Source organism: Paenibacillus nuruki, from assembly GCF_001721045.1.
Taxonomy (GTDB): Bacteria; Bacillota; Bacilli; order Paenibacillales; family Paenibacillaceae; genus Saccharibacillus; species Saccharibacillus nuruki.
The window spans coordinates 1-17,418 of record NZ_MDER01000039.1 but is presented as its reverse complement, the minus strand read 5'-3'; the positions used below and the strand labels follow the sequence as shown (position 1 = coordinate 17,418).

At 39.8% G+C, this 17,418-nt stretch carries 9 protein-coding genes; 1 reads left to right on the top strand and 8 read right to left on the bottom strand.

Annotated features, from left to right (window positions below):
- Positions 1 to 262: 262 nt before the first annotated feature.
- The 4 genes from PTI45_RS11155 to PTI45_RS11140 all read right to left on the bottom strand — a co-directional run bounded on the left by PTI45_RS11155 (position 263) and on the right by PTI45_RS11140 (position 5,065).
- The gene (locus tag PTI45_RS11155) at positions 263 to 2,119 is read right to left on the bottom strand and encodes an ABC transporter ATP-binding protein (protein ID WP_069327659.1); all 1,857 of its coding nucleotides are present in this window, start codon (positions 2,117 to 2,119) and stop codon (positions 263 to 265) included.
- Positions 2,116 to 3,849, bottom strand: a complete 1,734-nt coding sequence (locus PTI45_RS11150) for an ABC transporter ATP-binding protein (protein WP_069327658.1) — start codon at positions 3,847 to 3,849, stop codon at positions 2,116 to 2,118. Before PTI45_RS11150 ends, PTI45_RS11155 begins: the two co-directional genes overlap by 4 nt.
- The gene (locus PTI45_RS11145) at positions 3,849 to 4,349 is read right to left on the bottom strand and encodes a MarR family winged helix-turn-helix transcriptional regulator (RefSeq protein ID WP_245703473.1); all 501 of its coding nucleotides are present in this window, start codon (positions 4,347 to 4,349) and stop codon (positions 3,849 to 3,851) included. The genes PTI45_RS11150 and PTI45_RS11145 overlap by 1 nt, the downstream gene beginning before the upstream one ends.
- Before the next feature lie 197 nt (positions 4,350 to 4,546).
- Positions 4,547 to 5,065, bottom strand: a complete 519-nt coding sequence (locus tag PTI45_RS11140; RefSeq protein ID WP_069327657.1) for a MarR family winged helix-turn-helix transcriptional regulator — start codon at positions 5,063 to 5,065, stop codon at positions 4,547 to 4,549.
- 140 nt (positions 5,066 to 5,205) lie between these two features.
- Between PTI45_RS11140 and PTI45_RS11135 the strand changes: the two genes are divergently transcribed.
- On the top strand, positions 5,206 to 7,704 hold the full coding sequence (locus tag PTI45_RS11135; protein WP_069327656.1) for an S-layer homology domain-containing protein: 2,499 nt from the start codon (positions 5,206 to 5,208) through the stop codon (positions 7,702 to 7,704).
- Positions 7,705 to 7,822: 118 nt separating this feature from the next.
- On the opposite strand, the gene PTI45_RS11130 is transcribed toward PTI45_RS11135, so the two are convergent.
- From PTI45_RS11130 to PTI45_RS11115, 4 genes are all read right to left on the bottom strand, one after another.
- On the bottom strand, positions 7,823 to 10,117 hold the full coding sequence (locus PTI45_RS11130) for an ATP-dependent DNA helicase (protein ID WP_069327655.1): 2,295 nt from the start codon (positions 10,115 to 10,117) through the stop codon (positions 7,823 to 7,825).
- A 334-nt stretch (positions 10,118 to 10,451) separates the two neighbouring features.
- The gene (locus PTI45_RS11125; RefSeq protein ID WP_069327654.1) at positions 10,452 to 10,781 is read right to left on the bottom strand and encodes a hypothetical protein; all 330 of its coding nucleotides are present in this window, start codon (positions 10,779 to 10,781) and stop codon (positions 10,452 to 10,454) included.
- Positions 10,782 to 10,803: 22 nt separating this feature from the next.
- On the bottom strand, positions 10,804 to 16,302 hold the full coding sequence (locus PTI45_RS11120) for an RHS repeat domain-containing protein (protein WP_069327653.1): 5,499 nt from the start codon (positions 16,300 to 16,302) through the stop codon (positions 10,804 to 10,806).
- Between the two features lie 12 nt (positions 16,303 to 16,314).
- Entirely contained in the window at positions 16,315 to 16,995 is a 681-nt protein-coding gene (locus tag PTI45_RS11115; RefSeq protein WP_175425171.1) for an RHS repeat domain-containing protein, read from the bottom strand.
- Positions 16,996 to 17,418 lie beyond the last annotated feature (423 nt).

The window sequence follows — 17,418 nt, the reverse complement described above, 5'->3', positions numbered from 1 at the left end:
AGCTAGCAAAGCCTCTTCGCTATATGGCGAAGAGGCTTTTTATGTTTTACAGATAAAACTGAGATGATAACCTATCATTTCTTTGTTAAAATCCGAATAAGATTGGTGTTGTAGTTCTGTCTAGGAGCTGCCTCGTGCTGGTCTTATTTATTTTCAAAAATTCTTATATTATATAGAATACTTTCAATAAAAAAAGCACGATCTTTTTCCTCTTTTAAGGATAAGATCGTGCTTTTTATTATATTTTCTTTTTGATATGACGTTAATTTGCTATCTTCACCTGTCCAGTAAACTGACTATTGTACAGATCCGCATAAAATCCTTCTTGCTCTAACAATTCCAAATGCGTACCTGTCTCAATCACTTTACCGTGATTCATCACTAGAATCAGATCAGCTTCACGAATCGTCGATAAACGGTGAGCAATCACAAAGTTAGTGCGCCCTTCCATCAACGTGTTCATCGCTTGTTGGATCAATACTTCGGTACGGGTATCGACACTACTGGTCGCTTCATCCAGAATCAGAATCGCAGGATCCGCTAAGATCGCACGCGCAATCGTTAATAACTGCTTTTGACCTTGTGAAATATTAGAAGCTTCTTCATTCAAGACGGTATCATAGCCATCTGGTAATGTGCGGATAAAGTGATCCGCACGCGCCGCTTCAGAAGCACGTATAATTTCTTCTTCTGTCGCATCTTCACGTCCGTACGCAATATTATCGCGAATACTTCCACCGAACAACCAGGTGTCTTGCAATACCATTCCGAATAAGCTGTGTAGTTCAGCACGTGACAATTCACGGATATTTTGACCGTCTATCGTGATCTGTCCGTTATTCAGTTCATAGAAACGCATTAACAGATTGATCAATGTCGTTTTCCCTGCGCCAGTCGGACCTACAATCGCAACTGTCTGTCCGGCACGCACCTCAATATTCATATCTTCAATTAATAATTCATCTTTTTTATAGCCAAAAGCTACATGTTCAAACGTGACATGACCACGTACAGGACGAGCAATCGTAGCTGTCGCTTGATCTTCTTCTTCCTGTTCATCCATAATTTCAAAAACACGCTCTGCTGAAGCAATCGTGGATTGAATAATATTAGAGATATTGGCAAGCTGTGTGATCGGTTGCGAGAATTGACGAGCATACTGGATAAAGGCTTGTACGCCACCAATCCCTACTGTTCCACGAGTGACCATAATACCGCCAATTACACAGATTAATACATAACCAATATTACTGATAAATGACATTAACGGCATAATCGTACCGGAAATATACTGTGCTTTCCAACCCGACTCATACAGCTTTTCATTTAACTCATCAAATTGGGCTAAAGACTGCTTTTCCCGTCCAAATGCTTTGACAACACGGTGTCCGGTATACATTTCTTCCACATGTCCATTCAGATCACCTAGTGATGCTTGTTGTCCGGCAAAATGCTTTTGCGAACGCTTAGCAACCACAATAGTGACAAGTAGACTCAGTGGAATCGTTAAGATCGTAATTAGTGTCAACAGTGGGCTGATCGTCAACATCATAATGATTACACCCACCAGTGTCACGATCGATGTAATCAACTGGGTCAGACTTTGCTGTAATGTATTGCTAATATTGTCCACATCATTGGTTACCCGACTCAGCACTTCACCATGAGACTGCCTGTCATAGTAACGCAACGGTAGACGGGACAATTTGCTTTTCACATCTTTCCGCATTTCATAAACGGTATTCTGAGCCACCCCAGACATAAAGTATTGCTGAAAATAAGCAAATAACGAACTAAATAGATACAATCCTGCCAGAATCATTAGCAGATCAATAATATATCTAAAGTTAATAGCAGTTCCTCCGGTGACACTATTAAACAATTCATCTGTCGCCATTCCCATAATACGGGGAGCCACAATACTGAATAATGTACTGAGCACCGCAGCAATTAGCACAACAAGTAATTGCATACGATAAGGCTTCAAGTAAGCTAGCAATCTTCGTAATGTGCCTTTAAAGTCTTTAGGCTTTTCGCCCGGTAAAGACATCCGTGGTGGTCCGCCCATTTGTCCCGCTTGAGGTCGTTGTGGAGGTTTCGGTTTTTCTTCTTCACTCATGCGATTTCCTCCTCCGACAGTTGCGAAGATACAATCTCACGATAGACTTCGCTACTTTCTAGCAATTCACGATGGGTGCCTCGACCCACAATTTTGCCATCTTCTAACACAATAATCTGATCAGCATCCATCACTGTACTGACACGCTGAGCAATCATCAAAACAGCAGCTTCTGTTGTTTCTTCTTTGAGTGCTGCACGCAATCTAGAATCAGTTTTGAAATCAAGTGCTGAGAAGCTATCATCAAAAATATACAATTCTGGCTTACGTACCAATGCACGAGCTATCGACAACCGCTGCTTTTGTCCACCTGATACATTCGAACCGCCTTGAGCAATCACTGAATTGTATCCTTCTTTCATTTCACTAATAAATTCAGAGGCTTGCGCAATCGTAGCCGCATGCTTCATTTCTTCATCGGTAGCTTGTTCATATCCATACCGAATATTTTCTGCTATTGTGCCTGTAAACAGTAATGCTTTTTGCGGTACATAACCGATTTTCGCACGCAGTGACGCTTGATCACGTTCACGAATATCAATACCATCGACCAGAATTTGCCCACTTTCCACATCGTAAAAACGTGGGATCAGATTCACCAGTGTCGATTTTCCTGATCCTGTTCCACCGATAATGGCAGTCACTTCACCACTTTTGGCTTGAAACGAAATCTGTTCCAAAGCAGGTTGCTCTGCTCCTGGATAACGGAAGGTTACATTATCAAAAATCACACTGCCACGGCGCTCTTGAAGTGTTGTAGTCACAGGTTGTTCAGGATCTTCAATCTCTGGTTTCATTTGCAAGACTTCATTAATACGGGTTGCAGAAGCCGAAGCTCTTGGCACCATCACGAAGATTACAGATAACATTAAGAAGGAGAATAGAATCTGAGTCGCATACTGAATAAATGCCATCAGATCACCAACTTGCATATCACCATAACTAATCCGTACGCTACCGAATCCAATAATCGCAATAATCGAGAAGTTCAAGACCAGCATCATAACAGGCATCATCAGCGCCATCAATTTATTAACCGAAATTGCTGTATCCGCTAGATCACGACTGGCTCCATCAAACCGTTTACTTTCATACGTATCCCGATTAAATGCACGAATTACGCGCAGCCCGGTCAGATTTTCACGCATGACCATATTCAAGCGATCCAATTTGCTCTGCAATGCTTTGAATAGTGGCATTCCTTTACGAGCAATACTAAAAATCGCAAATCCTAACAACGGAATAACAACAACGAAAATAAGTGATAACTCTGCATCTTTGGAGATCGCCATAATAAGACCGCCAAGCATCATAAGCGGAGCCATTACCATCATCCGTAACATCATCGTTAGCACTTGTTGAAGTTGTGTAATATCATTGGTTGTACGCGTAATTAAAGAAGCTGTTCCGATACGATCAAATTCTTGCAACGAAAAATTTTCGACATGTGAAAATACACGACTGCGTAGATCACGACCAAAACCGATCGCAATCTTGGCTGAAAAATAACTAGCCGCGATGGAACATAACATTCCACCTGCGGCAAAGAGTAACATATATAAGCCAATACGCACAATATAAGCTGTATTCCCTGCCGCTATACCTGTATCTACAATATCAGCCATTAATGTAGGCAGGAACAATTCTGACATCGTTTGCAAAAATACCAACAGCAGAACCAGACCGATTCCACCGTAATACGGTCGAAGCTGTCCTAGCAGTTTGGTCATTACTCTGCATCCCCTTTATGTTCTGGCTCCGCAGGTTCAAACACTCGTTCTTGAAAATATGAAAAAACGCGACCCAATAATTCGGTTAATTTGCGACTATCTTCTTCTCCTAGATAATCAACCAAACCTTCAAATGACGTTTTGAATACAGCTAATGACTGTTCCATAATCGCTGCACCTTTATCAGTCAATGTGACACGAACAGCACGACGATCGCTTTGATCCATATTGCGCTCAACCAATCCATCGTTTTCCATCCCTTTGATCAATTGTGTAACGGTTGGAGACGTAACCCGAAGCAGGCGACTAAGTTCAGAGACTTGCATCCCGCAACTAACCGAATCTGCTTTGTTACCGATACAGATCAAAGCCATAATTTCACTTGGTTTATATCCCGCTACTGGCTTTTGACGCCAATCTGCTTTACGAAAAAGACGAAACGCACGTAATAACTCTTCACCCATCGGTGATATTCCTTCAAACTTCAAATCTTCTTCCACCATTTATTCACCTCAACGTAAAATCCTATTATTTAGCCATACTAATTATTAGGTTAACTAATTTTAAATCTGTATGCAAACCTTGTCAATGTTTATAACCATATACTTTTAATTATATACACTTTTCGTAATAATCCTACATTTAATTCTTTATTTTAAGAGAATCCGTTTTATTTATATTTATATGGTAAATAATGTTATATCTCAAGCTGACTGCTTACTTCAAAACCTTCTCGAAGTTTGGATATCAGTTCCTGCATTTTCACAAAATCATCCTCATCGAACTTGGACGTAAGAGCAATCATTAAGCCAACATAGCCTTCTACATTTTGCTCTACAAATCGCATTCCTTTGTCGGTTAATTGCACCGATGTACGGCGACGGTCTTTGGCATCATGAATTCGTTTGACCCAACCTTCAGCTTCTAATCCATCCACCAGACCGGTAATCGTTCCTCTTGTCACTTGTGCTCGATCTGCCAATTCAGAAGGTAACAGACTACGATTCGTATCGGCATACAAAATGCACAACATCATAATTTTGCCTCGGGATAATCCCATCCCTGCAAAACGGGCATCCATACTTTTAAAAATCTCTTCAGCTGTACGTATAAATTGAATCGTTGTTTTCACCGATTGCGCAGCTGGTGTATGTTCAGGTATCCCTGTTAATTTCATAAAAGTCTGACTTAATACCTCCGAAATCTCCAACTTCACACCGATCACTCCTGATTCTTAACAAATTTTTAATCTTTTTTGCATAAAAATGTAAAGTTAAATCATTTGATTACGATAAACAGTTATATAGGTTTGCAAATTCTTGCGAACTATTCATATATAAAGGAGGACTATAACTGATGAGCAGTAATCCGTTTTACCCACGCCGTCTGCTACAAACAGGTATCTGTAGTGTGATGGCTGTCTTGTTACTACTACCACCGATTCCAACACACGCATCAGAATTAGCAAGACATGTGCAGAACGGTCAGGATACATTCCTGGGTGGAACCTATATTGAACTCGGGATTTCCAGCAGTGGAACACTCGGCACAGACAGTGACAGCCCATCCGGTTTTCATCCCGGAGATTTGAGACGCAATATTGGTATGAATGTGGACAAAGACGGTTATGATTTTGGTAAGGACATGACCAGTGGTGATTATGTATTGCCGGGAAGCCCTTCAGAAGGTTTTGTGGTCGGTTACAAACCGTCTGTATCTTCTAAGTCTCCACTCACATTTGTGAACGAAGAACAAAGTGGAAGTATTGATATTCCAAGCACCACTCAGGATTTATCCACGGATGAGCAATTAATCGCTCAAACATCTGGTAACACATCTGATCAAGCACTCGCTGTCCAACAGAACATTTCCTTCAAGCCGGGAGATGCTTTTTTCAAAACAACTATCACACTCAAAAATAACAGCGTTACAGATTCCGTGTACGATGTTCATTATATGCGCTTCCTTGATCCTGATATTGATGCTGATTTCCATGAAGATAACAGTACGATCAACTGGGTTCCTTCCAATCCACCTCAAGATGCCGAAGCGATTGCAGCGGCGATTGGGAATACCAGTGATAATATTTTCATGTATGTGGCACAAGATCCACGTGCTCAAGCATCTGTAGGATTCAGTCGTAACCCTTATATCGAACCTGCTTTTAAAAAAGATGGCGGTCAGCATATTCCAGCTAACCTTACCGATGATTGGTTAACACTGACATTCAATGCTGGCGATCTAGAACCCGGTGGTACAACCGAATTGGTATTCTATAGCAGTCTAGATTCCAATATGAATGGTGCGCTATCTAAAATTAGAGAAGATTATGCGGCGAGCACACTAGCTGTCCCTTCCGAGATCACGTTAACCGGCGATACGATTGCATGGAACGTAGATGCTGGCACAACAGCAGGCTTACTGAACACCTCTACTCAAAATCCAAAAGTACAAGATTCCTTTACCTACACATTGATTGGTGGCGAGGGAAGTAGTGCTAACGATTATTTCACTATTCAAGATAATCAGGTGAAGACCACCAAAGCACTGACACGAGGCGTGACCAGCTATCCAATTCGTGTATTAGCAACAGGAAGTAATGGCAGTAATTTGGAACAAAGCTTTGTGATTCATGCCACTGCACCTGATTTGGGAACAGATCTTGCTTCTTTATCTATTGAAAATGGAGCTTTAACTCCTTCATTCTCACCTGAAAATACAGCCTATGCGGTAACATTACCTGATGGAACCACACAGACAACAGTAAAAGCGAGTGTCTATAATCCAGACGCATCACTTCTTATTAATAATGTAACAGTAGCAGATAGTGTATATGCGGAAGAACCGATGACACTTCAATCTGGATTAACAACGATTACGCTCGAAGTGCGTGGTACTAATGGAATTTCCAAATTTTATAAGGTTCAGGTATCTTCTAATTCGACACTTCCACCTGTAGTACCTGTTGAGACTACAGAACCTGTTCCAAATGATTCCGTACCAGCAATGCCAACACAGACGACTCCAACCACAGACACGTATACAGGCTTGCCAGTCTCTCCACCACTGGTCATAACAGCACCATTTGTACCTGTTGTACCGACTGAACCATTACCATCAACTGAAGTGGTCACTGGCGGTGGAGGCGGAAGCGCTATTGGAGCATCTGCGCTGGATGATAATCCAACGTATAATGAATTAGCGAACGGCACTACCACTACACCAGCTAAAAATACCGATGCAACGACCAAAGCACCGCCGAAGTCGACAACCAATGTAAAAGCAAGCAGTTATATTCAAGGTTATCCAGATGGTACATTCCGTCCTGATCAGAAAGTGACTCGTGCGGAATTATCAGTGATGTTGGAGCGTGCTCTGATATTACAACAGGCAGGATTACCGGCAACTGGAACTAGCAGTACCGATTTTAAAGATGTACCGACTTCATACTGGGCAGCTTCCAGTATTCAAAGTATCGAAGGAAGCGGTTGGTTACAAGGGTATCCGGGCGGCAACTTCAAGCCTGCTCAACCGATGACCCGCGCTGAACTCGCTACATTGATTACTCGCTGGCAAGGACTGAACAGCACATCTACAGCTTTGTTGCCAGCAGATGTTCAAGGGCACTGGGCAGCTGATACGATCAGTGAAGTCATTCAATCCGGATGGATGAAAGGATATCCAGACGGTCAATTTTATCCGAATCAAGCAGTCAGTCGGGCTGAAATTGTTACTGTATTGAATCGTGTACTGGGTGAGGACACTTCTTCTACATCTACTACAGCAAGTAGCTGGAAAGATGTAACTCCTGGACACTGGGCATATAGCGAAATTACCAAAGCTTCACAGAAATAAGTATTTAAGGGTTACACTATAGAATTGTACGCGAATACCCCTGCACAGTTGCGATATGAACTGTACAGGGGTATTTTTTGAATCTGTGATCTATATCTATAAATCACTTTATAAAATCTTATGGCTGAGAATCACTGCGCCACTCTGTCGGTAACAACTGATAATAAGGACGTTGCAAAAAGCGATCATCCACCAGCATCAATAGTCCCCGATCTTCTTCGGTACGAATCAAGCGACCTCCCGCTTGAAGGACTTTGTTCATTCCGGGATAGACATACGCATAATCGAATCCATTGAATCCAGCCTGACTGAAATGCTCACGAATCAATTCTCGTTCAGGTCCAATCTGTGGTAGCCCTACACCGACAATAATGACACCTGTCAGGCGATCACCCGCTAGATCAATCCCTTCACTGAATATTCCACCCATCACCGCAAACCCTGTTAAGGTACGCGGATTATCACTTTGAAAAGCATTCAGAAAACGGTCTCGTTCTTCTTCTGCCATTCCAGACTGCTGAATCAATACATCTGTTTCTACATCTAATGTCTCAAAAATATCAATCACATCTTGCATATATTGATAAGAAGGGAAAAAAGCTAAATAATTGCCTGGTCGCTTATTGATCAGTTGAGCCAGTACATTCGCAAGTTCTGTTCGTGTACGCTCCCGATCCCGATAACGTGTAGACAACGGTACAATCTGTACCTCCAATTGTTCTCGTGAAAAAGGAGATGGAATCGAAATATTATAATCGTCTTCCTCTGCCCCTAACATATCGCGGTAATACCGAATTGGAGATAATGTCGCTGAGAAGTGAATCACTGAGCGATATCCTTTAGCCGTCTGTCGAAGTTGTAGCGAAGGATCAATACAGAACATCCGTAAATGCACATCACTACCCTGCACTTCCGCATACGTCATATGACTCTCCATATCATACAATCGCCCAATTCGTAGAAAAGCCTGCACCGCAAAATACGTTTCCAGCAACAACTGGATATCTCCCTGATCTCCTTGCTCTAGCAAGGTAACTTCAGCTCGAATCACAAACTCTTCTAACAGTGGGAAAATTTCTTCTGGTGCTTGTTGTCGCTGGATCAACTTGCCATCTTCGCCTTGCTTCCGTAACCGAATAAAGTACGCATTGATCGCACTGGAGATTTTGGCTAACGATTCCGCCGAGTCTTTATAATCTCTTTTCAAATCCAGAAAAGCAGCCTTATTCAATGCTGCCGAAAACATATTCCGTCCACGATCGACCAGATTATGGGCTTCATCGACTAACAAAATTGTTTTTTTACGCATATCATCGGATAAACGTTTGAATGAAACTTTCGGATCAAATACATAGTTATAATCGCAAATCACAGCATCTGACGCATACGAAGCATCAATTGATAATTCAAATGGACATAGATGATGCTTTTGCGCATATTGTTCGATCACTGTGCGGGTCATTAGCGTCTCATTACTCATCATATCGAGAATAGCGCCATTAATACGGTCATAGTAACCTTCTGTATATTCGCAATTATCGCGTCCGCCTGTACTATTTGCCGAACAGAAGCAGACTTTGTCTTTGGCAGTAATCGTCACTCCATGTAGATTCAAGCCACTGTTTTCCATCCGTTGTAGTGCTTCTTCGGCATTGGCTCTGGTGACCGTTTTGGCAGTCACATACATCAATCGTTCTGCTTGCTCGCTTCCGATCGATTTGATCGCTGGAAATAACGTCGAAATCGTTTTACCTGTTCCTGTCGGTGCTTCAGCAAATAAATTCAGTTTCTCACCGATTGTTTTGTAGACTGCTCCTGCAAATTTACGTTGACCGGATCGGTAACCGGCAAAAGGAAACGCTAACTGCTCAATACTATCGTTACGCTTCTGACGGTGGTTGGCGATCATTTCCGCATAAGGTGCATATTCAGCTACCGTATCGTTAGCAAACTGTTGTAGTTGTGCACGGGTCTGTATACGTTCAAGCTTGGTTTCTTTGCCACTGCTTTTGTGTACATACGTTAATTGGACTCTCACCTGTTCCAGATGACGATCTCGTGCGAGGATATAACCGTACATCTGTGCTTGCGCCCAGTGCACCTCTCGCCCGTCTCCAATATCCTCTGCTGAAATCGAAGTGGACTTGATCTCATCCACAGTGAGTAGCCCTTGTTCATCCACCCATAATCCATCGCAACGCCCTTCGATCCGAAAAAGCAGATCATGATAAGCAATTTCGGTTTTGAGATGGACTTCTTTTTCCCCGTGTTCGCCGTATCCTTCTTGAATCTGTTTGTGAATACGTGTTCCTTCTTGCATCGACTGGGCTACGCGGAAGCCTGATTCGATACTGCCTGTCCGATATACATATTCAACTAAAGTCCGTACTGAAATATCTATAACGGTCGTCACCTTCCGCACCTTCTCTCTATTGGTTGTTTCTTTGGTTGTTGAGTTTGTTGAATAAGCATCATTTCTATTGTACTGTAATCTGTTTATTTTACCAAAAGCCTGGCATTATTTGAGACACATGTTGGTCAGATACAATTATCTTCAATTCATCTATTTACTTTTTATGTAATAAAAAAATAGGATTCAAAGTAAAGTTATTCTTCTGTCTTCTCATCACACGAGTTAAATCGCATAACTTCTTTGATCGATTCTAATTTTTATTTTCAAAATTCATAATACTAATTGAGTGAAGCAAGAGAAAGACCCTGAGAATTTAATCCTCAAGGTCTCAAACTTATTTAATAACTATATAGCATAAGAACGCTTTTTTGTTATCCATTGAAGAAAGTAAATGGTATACACATGAATCTTTCTTATCTTCTCTTACATAGAATGTCGATTTATACTCTATAAATTGTACTAATGATGCAAATATACTTTTTGCTCCAGGTAAGTCAAACTCTTTTAACTCTATCACAATATTAAAATGACCTTGCTCATAATCAACAGAAAAGTCTACAATATTATCCTGCCTTTCAAGAAAGTCTGTTGTCTCTGACCAAATCCCTATCTCATATTCGATGTTTAGATTCTTTGATAATTCTAATAATATATTCTTATTCATTTCTTTTTATCAACTCCGATTATTATTTAGGTTTAGGAATATAATTGCCGCCCGAATCCGGGGAATGAACCGAAACAATTCCTCCACTTTCATTAGTTACAACTTTATTTCCTCGAGAATCTTTGTATTCCCATGTTTTCCTACCTTTATTATCAATTTTACTTTTTCTACTCTTTTTATTATTGTTTATTATATTATCAATTACTTGACCTGAGAACCCTCTGTCATTTGCCCGTTCTGCAGCATGTGTACTAAATGAATGACCTCCTGGTGTCTTGTTACCTGTTTTGATTTCACCATTTGCATTACTACCTATTGTTCCCATAGCCATTGTCGCAACATACTCTGACAGTTCATAATTTTGATAACTACTAACCAACTGCTCTATTGCCCAGTCTGATTTTCCTGCACTATTTCCGTAGGTGCTTGTACCTGTCGTTAGATCAAACAAATAATTGTAGGTGTTCTCATCTACGAAGTTGTTATAGATTTCAGTGACTTTCGCTTTCGCCTTCGAATATAATACACTCGATTTTGATTTCACTTGACTTCGAATCTCTTGCAGTAAATTCCGCAAAGCCCCATCATTGTATGATTCTCTAATTAAATGCCCCGTTGGGTCTGTATAAATTAAAGGATTGTTATGCACATACGTATATCCATTTAAACTTAAAGGATTCGTGATCTGCCCTTCATAACTATCCTCATTCAAAAACCGTCCCTGACTCGGATCATAATATCTCGCTTTCAGATAATATAATCCTGTTTCATTATCGTACGCTTCACCTGCATACTTGAAGCTATTAGATACCGTCTCCTGTTGCTTCGCAATGTTACCCCATTCGTCATATCCGTAGCTGTTCACAATATTTCCACTGGTATCGACCATCTGCACCACGTCACCATGTCCGTTAAACAGATAATAATAGTCTTTACTTGCTGTTTGATCTTTTTTCACCAGCACTCGATCTCCACGGATGTAAGACGAAGTGTTACCGTTACTTACTTTTTCAGATACTACTTGTCCGCTACCGTTATAGCCATATTGGGTAGTAGTTGTACCTGTTGTTTTTTGCGAGCGTAATCCGTCAGGCAAGTAGTCGATTGTTGTCTTCGTATCGTCAATCGTCGCTGAAATGAGTTTGTTATCTAAGTCATAGCTGTAATTCGAACTCTTTGTAGCTGTAAGTTCTTGCGTATCACTTAGTATTTTGCGATTGCCACGTAAGTCATACGTGTAACTAGCGGTACTTCCATCACTGCGTTTCACTGCAATCAAGCGATTAAGCTTGTCGTAGGTGTACGTAGAAGTTTTGGTGGCTCCATCATTCAGAGTCTCACCGATCGTTAAAATATTCCCATTATTATCATAGGCATAATTGTAACTCGATAAGTTGCTAGAACCTTTAGTGTTACTCATCTGAATCAGACGATTCAGAGGGTCATACGTGAAGCTTTCTTTTAGCGTACTACCATCTGCTAACGTTGGAAACGTAATTGACTGAACTTTGCCTAGAGCGGTGTATGCGTAATTCACATTAGCCGCATTTGCTGTATTGCGCGTCTGTGCTCCATTGGTCTGAATTTGACTCAACCGAAGCTTGTCATAGCCATAGTTTGTAAAATAACTACTTCCTGCTAGGCTATTCTTCTGATTAGTTACACGATCCAACGTATCATAAGCCACATCTAGACGAGAGCTATACGCATTTGAACCTGTAGATACCAGACTGGTTACTCGATCTTGTTTATCAATCGTACTGGTTTGAGTTGCTGTTTTAACACCATCCATGTACAATTCGTGGCGATCGGTTAGCAAGTTCCCGTCACTACCGAAGATCATTTTTGTTTGTAGTGTGTTGCCTGCCTTACCTGTTAACGTCGCTACGGTACGTTCTCCACGCTCATCATATTGATAGTTAGTAGTTGTTCCATTACGGTCACTTTCCTGAGCCACTAATCCACGAGCATTATAACTGATATTCGTCGTTTGTCCGGATAAGTCTGTCTTGCTAGTGATCGCTCCGATTTCGTTATAACTTTTCGCATATAACGTTTCTTCTTTACCTGAAGGATCTACTGCTGTAATCCGAGTTAACTGTCCATTCACATCATAGTTATATCGACTCTTCTGATTAAGAGCATCTTGTACTGTCGTTAGTCGATTCAATGCATCATAACTATACGTGTTAGTAACTCCATTACTATTTGTATTTCCATTTGGATCGGTGTAGCTTAGAATATTACCTTCCAGATCATACGTATAGCTTTCTTGAATCGGTTGATTATGAGAAGCCGCTCCATCTTTGAACGTTACATTTTTCAACAAATTACCATAAGCATCGTAAGACTGTTCTACGGTATTCAAACGAATATTTCGATTGTCTGAATTTGCACGATAAGCGCCAACATCTGCCGCAGCTATCGCAAAATGATTGATCTTTTGTTGTGTTAGATGATTGGCCGTTACATATAGGTTGCCATATGCATCTGTAGCTTCTTTACTCTGTCCCCATGCGTCATAAGTAACCGTCTGAGTGTTGCCCATGTTGTCTATCCCATAGATAGCGTTACCTTGATCATTCGAGTGGTATTGAGCACGTGTCCAGCCATTGCTTTCATTCCATGTCTCATCGACACGAGGGAATCCAAAACCATCGTAATACAGAGATTCTCTACCGAGTGTCGTTACTGCTCCACTGGATGTATTTGTATATTGACGTGCTGTATCTACGCGTAATGTCAAAATATTAGCATTTTCATTATCTGCACCCGCACTAGACACTCGATTCGTATACGTATACTGATCTTCTACACCATACACTGTTCCATCCAAATTCGTAATCGAAGGAGAGACTACTTTAATAGGACGACCTAAAATATCATACGTGGTCGTGGTCGCTTTGCCATTACTGTCGATTTGTTGAACAGGTAAACCTGTCGCCATATCGTATTTCGTTTGTACATGAATATTCTGTGTATTTTTACTACCATCTTTAGCAGTATTCGTAATTACAGTGGTCTGCTCGGTAGGATAAGCATACTGCGTTTCTGCACCATAACGAGTTGCTATTTTTGAAGTTAAACCATAGCCAACTTCTTCTGATACAGTCACTTGAGCAATCTGATGAGGATTGGCTGGTGAAGCATCATAGCTATAGACTTTCGTTTCACCTAGAGCATTCGTAGACGTTTGTAAACGCCCATCTGATGTATATGCATACTTCTCGCTAAGCGATTTGTTAGCATCTTGATACCATGATTTGCTAGCTAGTTGCTTATACGTATTGTCGTACGTATAGCTTGTTGTATGTTGACTTTTGGTTGTCGCATTATTAAATTCACTATCCAAAAGGTCATCGGTTTGACTTTGAATATCTCCCCAATCCGTATAGACAGTTTCGCTATAACGTGTGGTTGTACCATCGGCATCTTGAGTAGTCGTTTGTGTTTTGGTTGGTTTAAATCTGAATACAGGATCAAAACTCAAATTTGTCGTTGTTTTATGTTCATTATTTGCGGATACGGTATCTACCGAAATTAGCTTTTTCTCGCCACTAAATGTAGTCGTTTGAGTCAATCCATTACTTTCTGTATTACTTTTAATTTTGCTCGTGCTGGAATAACGATAATCTTTGTCTGCAATCTCATAATTACGATTACTGTAACTTCCTGCATAACTATAATCCACATGACTATAATCGCCTGACGCTTGAACATCGCCATTTACCTGTTTGTAGAGCTGATCGGCTCTGGATACAATGCGATAGTCTTTAACAGCCCCTTTTTTACCAATGTCATGGATAGTCGATTCATACGTATAATTGGTTACCAATCTTGGATATTTCACTTGCTTGAGTAACGCAAAAGGTTCTTGTGCTCCTGCTGTATCCAATGGATAATGTCCAGAACGGAATGTGAATAGACCTACTTTTACATCATAATCAAGATACTCCTCATCTTTGGAAGGATCGATAATGCTGTAAAGTACAGGAGCATAACCATCATTAGCACCATTATATTGAAGATTTATTCTACTTTTTGCAAAAGTGACTCTTTTGATTTCCTGATTGTTTGCATCTCTAGCGATAGCCACCAAGTTTTCACCCTGGAAATCGCTATTTCTCAAGTTAGAATCATACTTAAATTCGATGGTTCTTCCTAAACTATCTGTAATCGTTGAAAATACTTTAGCTACTTTATCGTTATATACCTGACGATCTGCATAGCGGAAAGTAATGGTATTCCCATAACGATCTACAATTCCTACTAATCTTCCATCTTTAGCAAAATACTCACGCTTTTTATCTGCATGTTCTAAATAGTAAGCCGAAGCATCTTGACCATTATTAAAAGAACCTGCATCGCTCATAAATAGTAAATCTTTACCTTGATAGTCAACTAAATGAGTGCTCTTTGTTGGTTCTGACCATGTGTTGTACAGATCAATTTGGTAAGAAGCTCCTTGACCGTCATAATAATACATATAATTATTAGCGATTTGTACAGACGGGAACTGAAATGACCATCCTAAACCTAGATCATACCGTTCAAGAGGATGATTTTTTTTGATTACGTAACCTCTACCTTTTTTATTACTATTTCGTTCATAAGGTGAGGACTCATTGGAATTGTACATAATGCCTAGATTCAAATCTAATCCATCTCTACCTGGAAAACTCATTTCATTTTCTTTCCAAGAAAGACTTCCTGATGCTGGATCAATCGTTTCATTATTTTTGTCGTATTCTGCAAATTGTAACTTATTGGTCTGATTGATCGATTGTTTGGCAATTAGATCATTCATTACACTATTATATTTTTCATCTAAATCATCTGAAGAACTAGATATACTGGCAATAGATACTTGTGAAGAAGCATTTAATTTGGGTTGAGATTGAGTCAGTGAAGTTTCTCCAGTCGTTGGATTCACTGTATACACATCATTGGTTACAGATGTTCCAGTAAACATAGGCGTAGCTACATATTTCTTTTCCATCGATTCCCATGAAGAACCGGACTGATTTTCTTGCCATAATTTGATAGGATCGATACCAGATTGTTGATATAAATAAGTCACCCAATAAATATCAATTAATTCTGCGCCGTCCACTACCATATCTTCAACCTGCTGTTGAGTTAGAGGTGCAATATAGGATGATGTTGTTGAAGTGTTGTCTGTACTGAGCGAGTTAATCGAGGCACTACGCAAGCGTACTTTAGATGTAATAACAGATGGTGTTGAGTTCTGATTAATTTTAGCGCCAATTGCAGCTAACTCTTGATCTTCATCATCATAAGTATTCTGTCCCACACTATCCGGTGTATTTTTTATCGAAGCATTCCATTCTTTTAAATCGACATCTACGGGTGGTGCAATGACACTAGGAGGAGCGGTAGCATTGCTAGAAGAAGGTGTCGTTTCTGCATGAGCATATGAAGGAGAATACACAACCGTTATAATCAAAATAAAGCTTAATATCCATAATGTTAATTTACGATTCAATTGTCTATAGTTCACGTTCCGGGCTCCTTATGAGTTCAAATCGACCACAAATATACTTTCTATAACCGTTTGTTTTCCTTGCTTGTTTGTAATGATAATACGTAACACATGATCAAATTCACCAGGAACTACTTTCTTTTTATCCGTTTTGCGATCACGTTTCTTATGTGGTGTTCCAGCAGTAGAGAAGGTTAGACCATTTTGGTAAAAACCAGCAACATGGTTGTTATAGTCTGGATATACTTTATATACATCTTCACGTGATCCACCCATAACACCGCGTCCTACATTAACATCGTCGATATATAGATCTACTTTCGCAATTCCAGCAGGATCTAAATACCAACCATAAGTATTTACAACATGAGTATCTTGTTTATATTCCACTACATCAAGAACATAATTAATAGGTAAGCCTGATTTGGCTGGAACAGGTACAGCTGGTGGAACAAGTGTTGGATCAGGTGGTGCTGGTGTCGGTACAGGCGTTGGAACTGGAGTTGGCGCAGGTGTCGGAGTAACAGGGGTCGAAGGATTAATAATGTTACTATAATCTCCATTTGTTACCTGTTTACTAAGCAAATTTCCGTTAGCATCGTAACTGAATGCTGTTTTTTCTTTAGTTGTTGTAGTTGAAATAAGTCTGCCATTAGCATCGTATTCATATAGCTTCTTCGCATCGGCAAATGCAAAAGATGATGAACTCATAAACAATGAAGTGGCTAAAAGTGAAAAAGTAAATAAGTTAACTATTTTTCGATTAATTTTTTTATTATTTTTTATCATATTGTATCTAATTTCTCCTTATTCTCGTAATTACAAGCTAGGTTTTCCAAAATTCAGCTAATCGCTCTTGATATATGTATCTCCCTCCAATATCCTCCATATTAGTTTCCGATACCTTAATATATACATATAGAATTTAGAAATCTATATTACAATTTTGATATATATTTTTAATCATTTTGATATTTACTTTTTTACATATATATGAATAATTAATAGTCAATTTTTATACATTAAATTCTTATAACAACTTATAAATAACTTTAAAATATTGTTAATAATTATAATATATTGATTAAATTTCTATATATGTTTTTATTTAATATAAATATATATGTATACCCT

Bases quoted from the DNA above. Each gene is read 5' to 3' on its own strand.
- PTI45_RS11125 (WP_069327654.1), bottom strand. From the start codon at position 10,781: ATGAATAAGAATATATTATTAGAATTATCAAAGAATCTAAACATCGAA.
- PTI45_RS11150 (WP_069327658.1), bottom strand. From the start codon at position 3,849: ATGACCAAACTGCTAGGACAGCTTCGACCGTATTACGGTGGAATCGGT.
- PTI45_RS11135 (WP_069327656.1), top strand. From the start codon at position 5,206: ATGAGCAGTAATCCGTTTTACCCACGCCGTCTGCTACAAACAGGTATC.
- PTI45_RS11115 (WP_175425171.1), bottom strand. From the start codon at position 16,995: ATGAGTTCATCATCTTTTGCATTTGCCGATGCGAAGAAGCTATATGAA.
- PTI45_RS11155 (WP_069327659.1), bottom strand. From the start codon at position 2,119: ATGAGTGAAGAAGAAAAACCGAAACCTCCACAACGACCTCAAGCGGGA.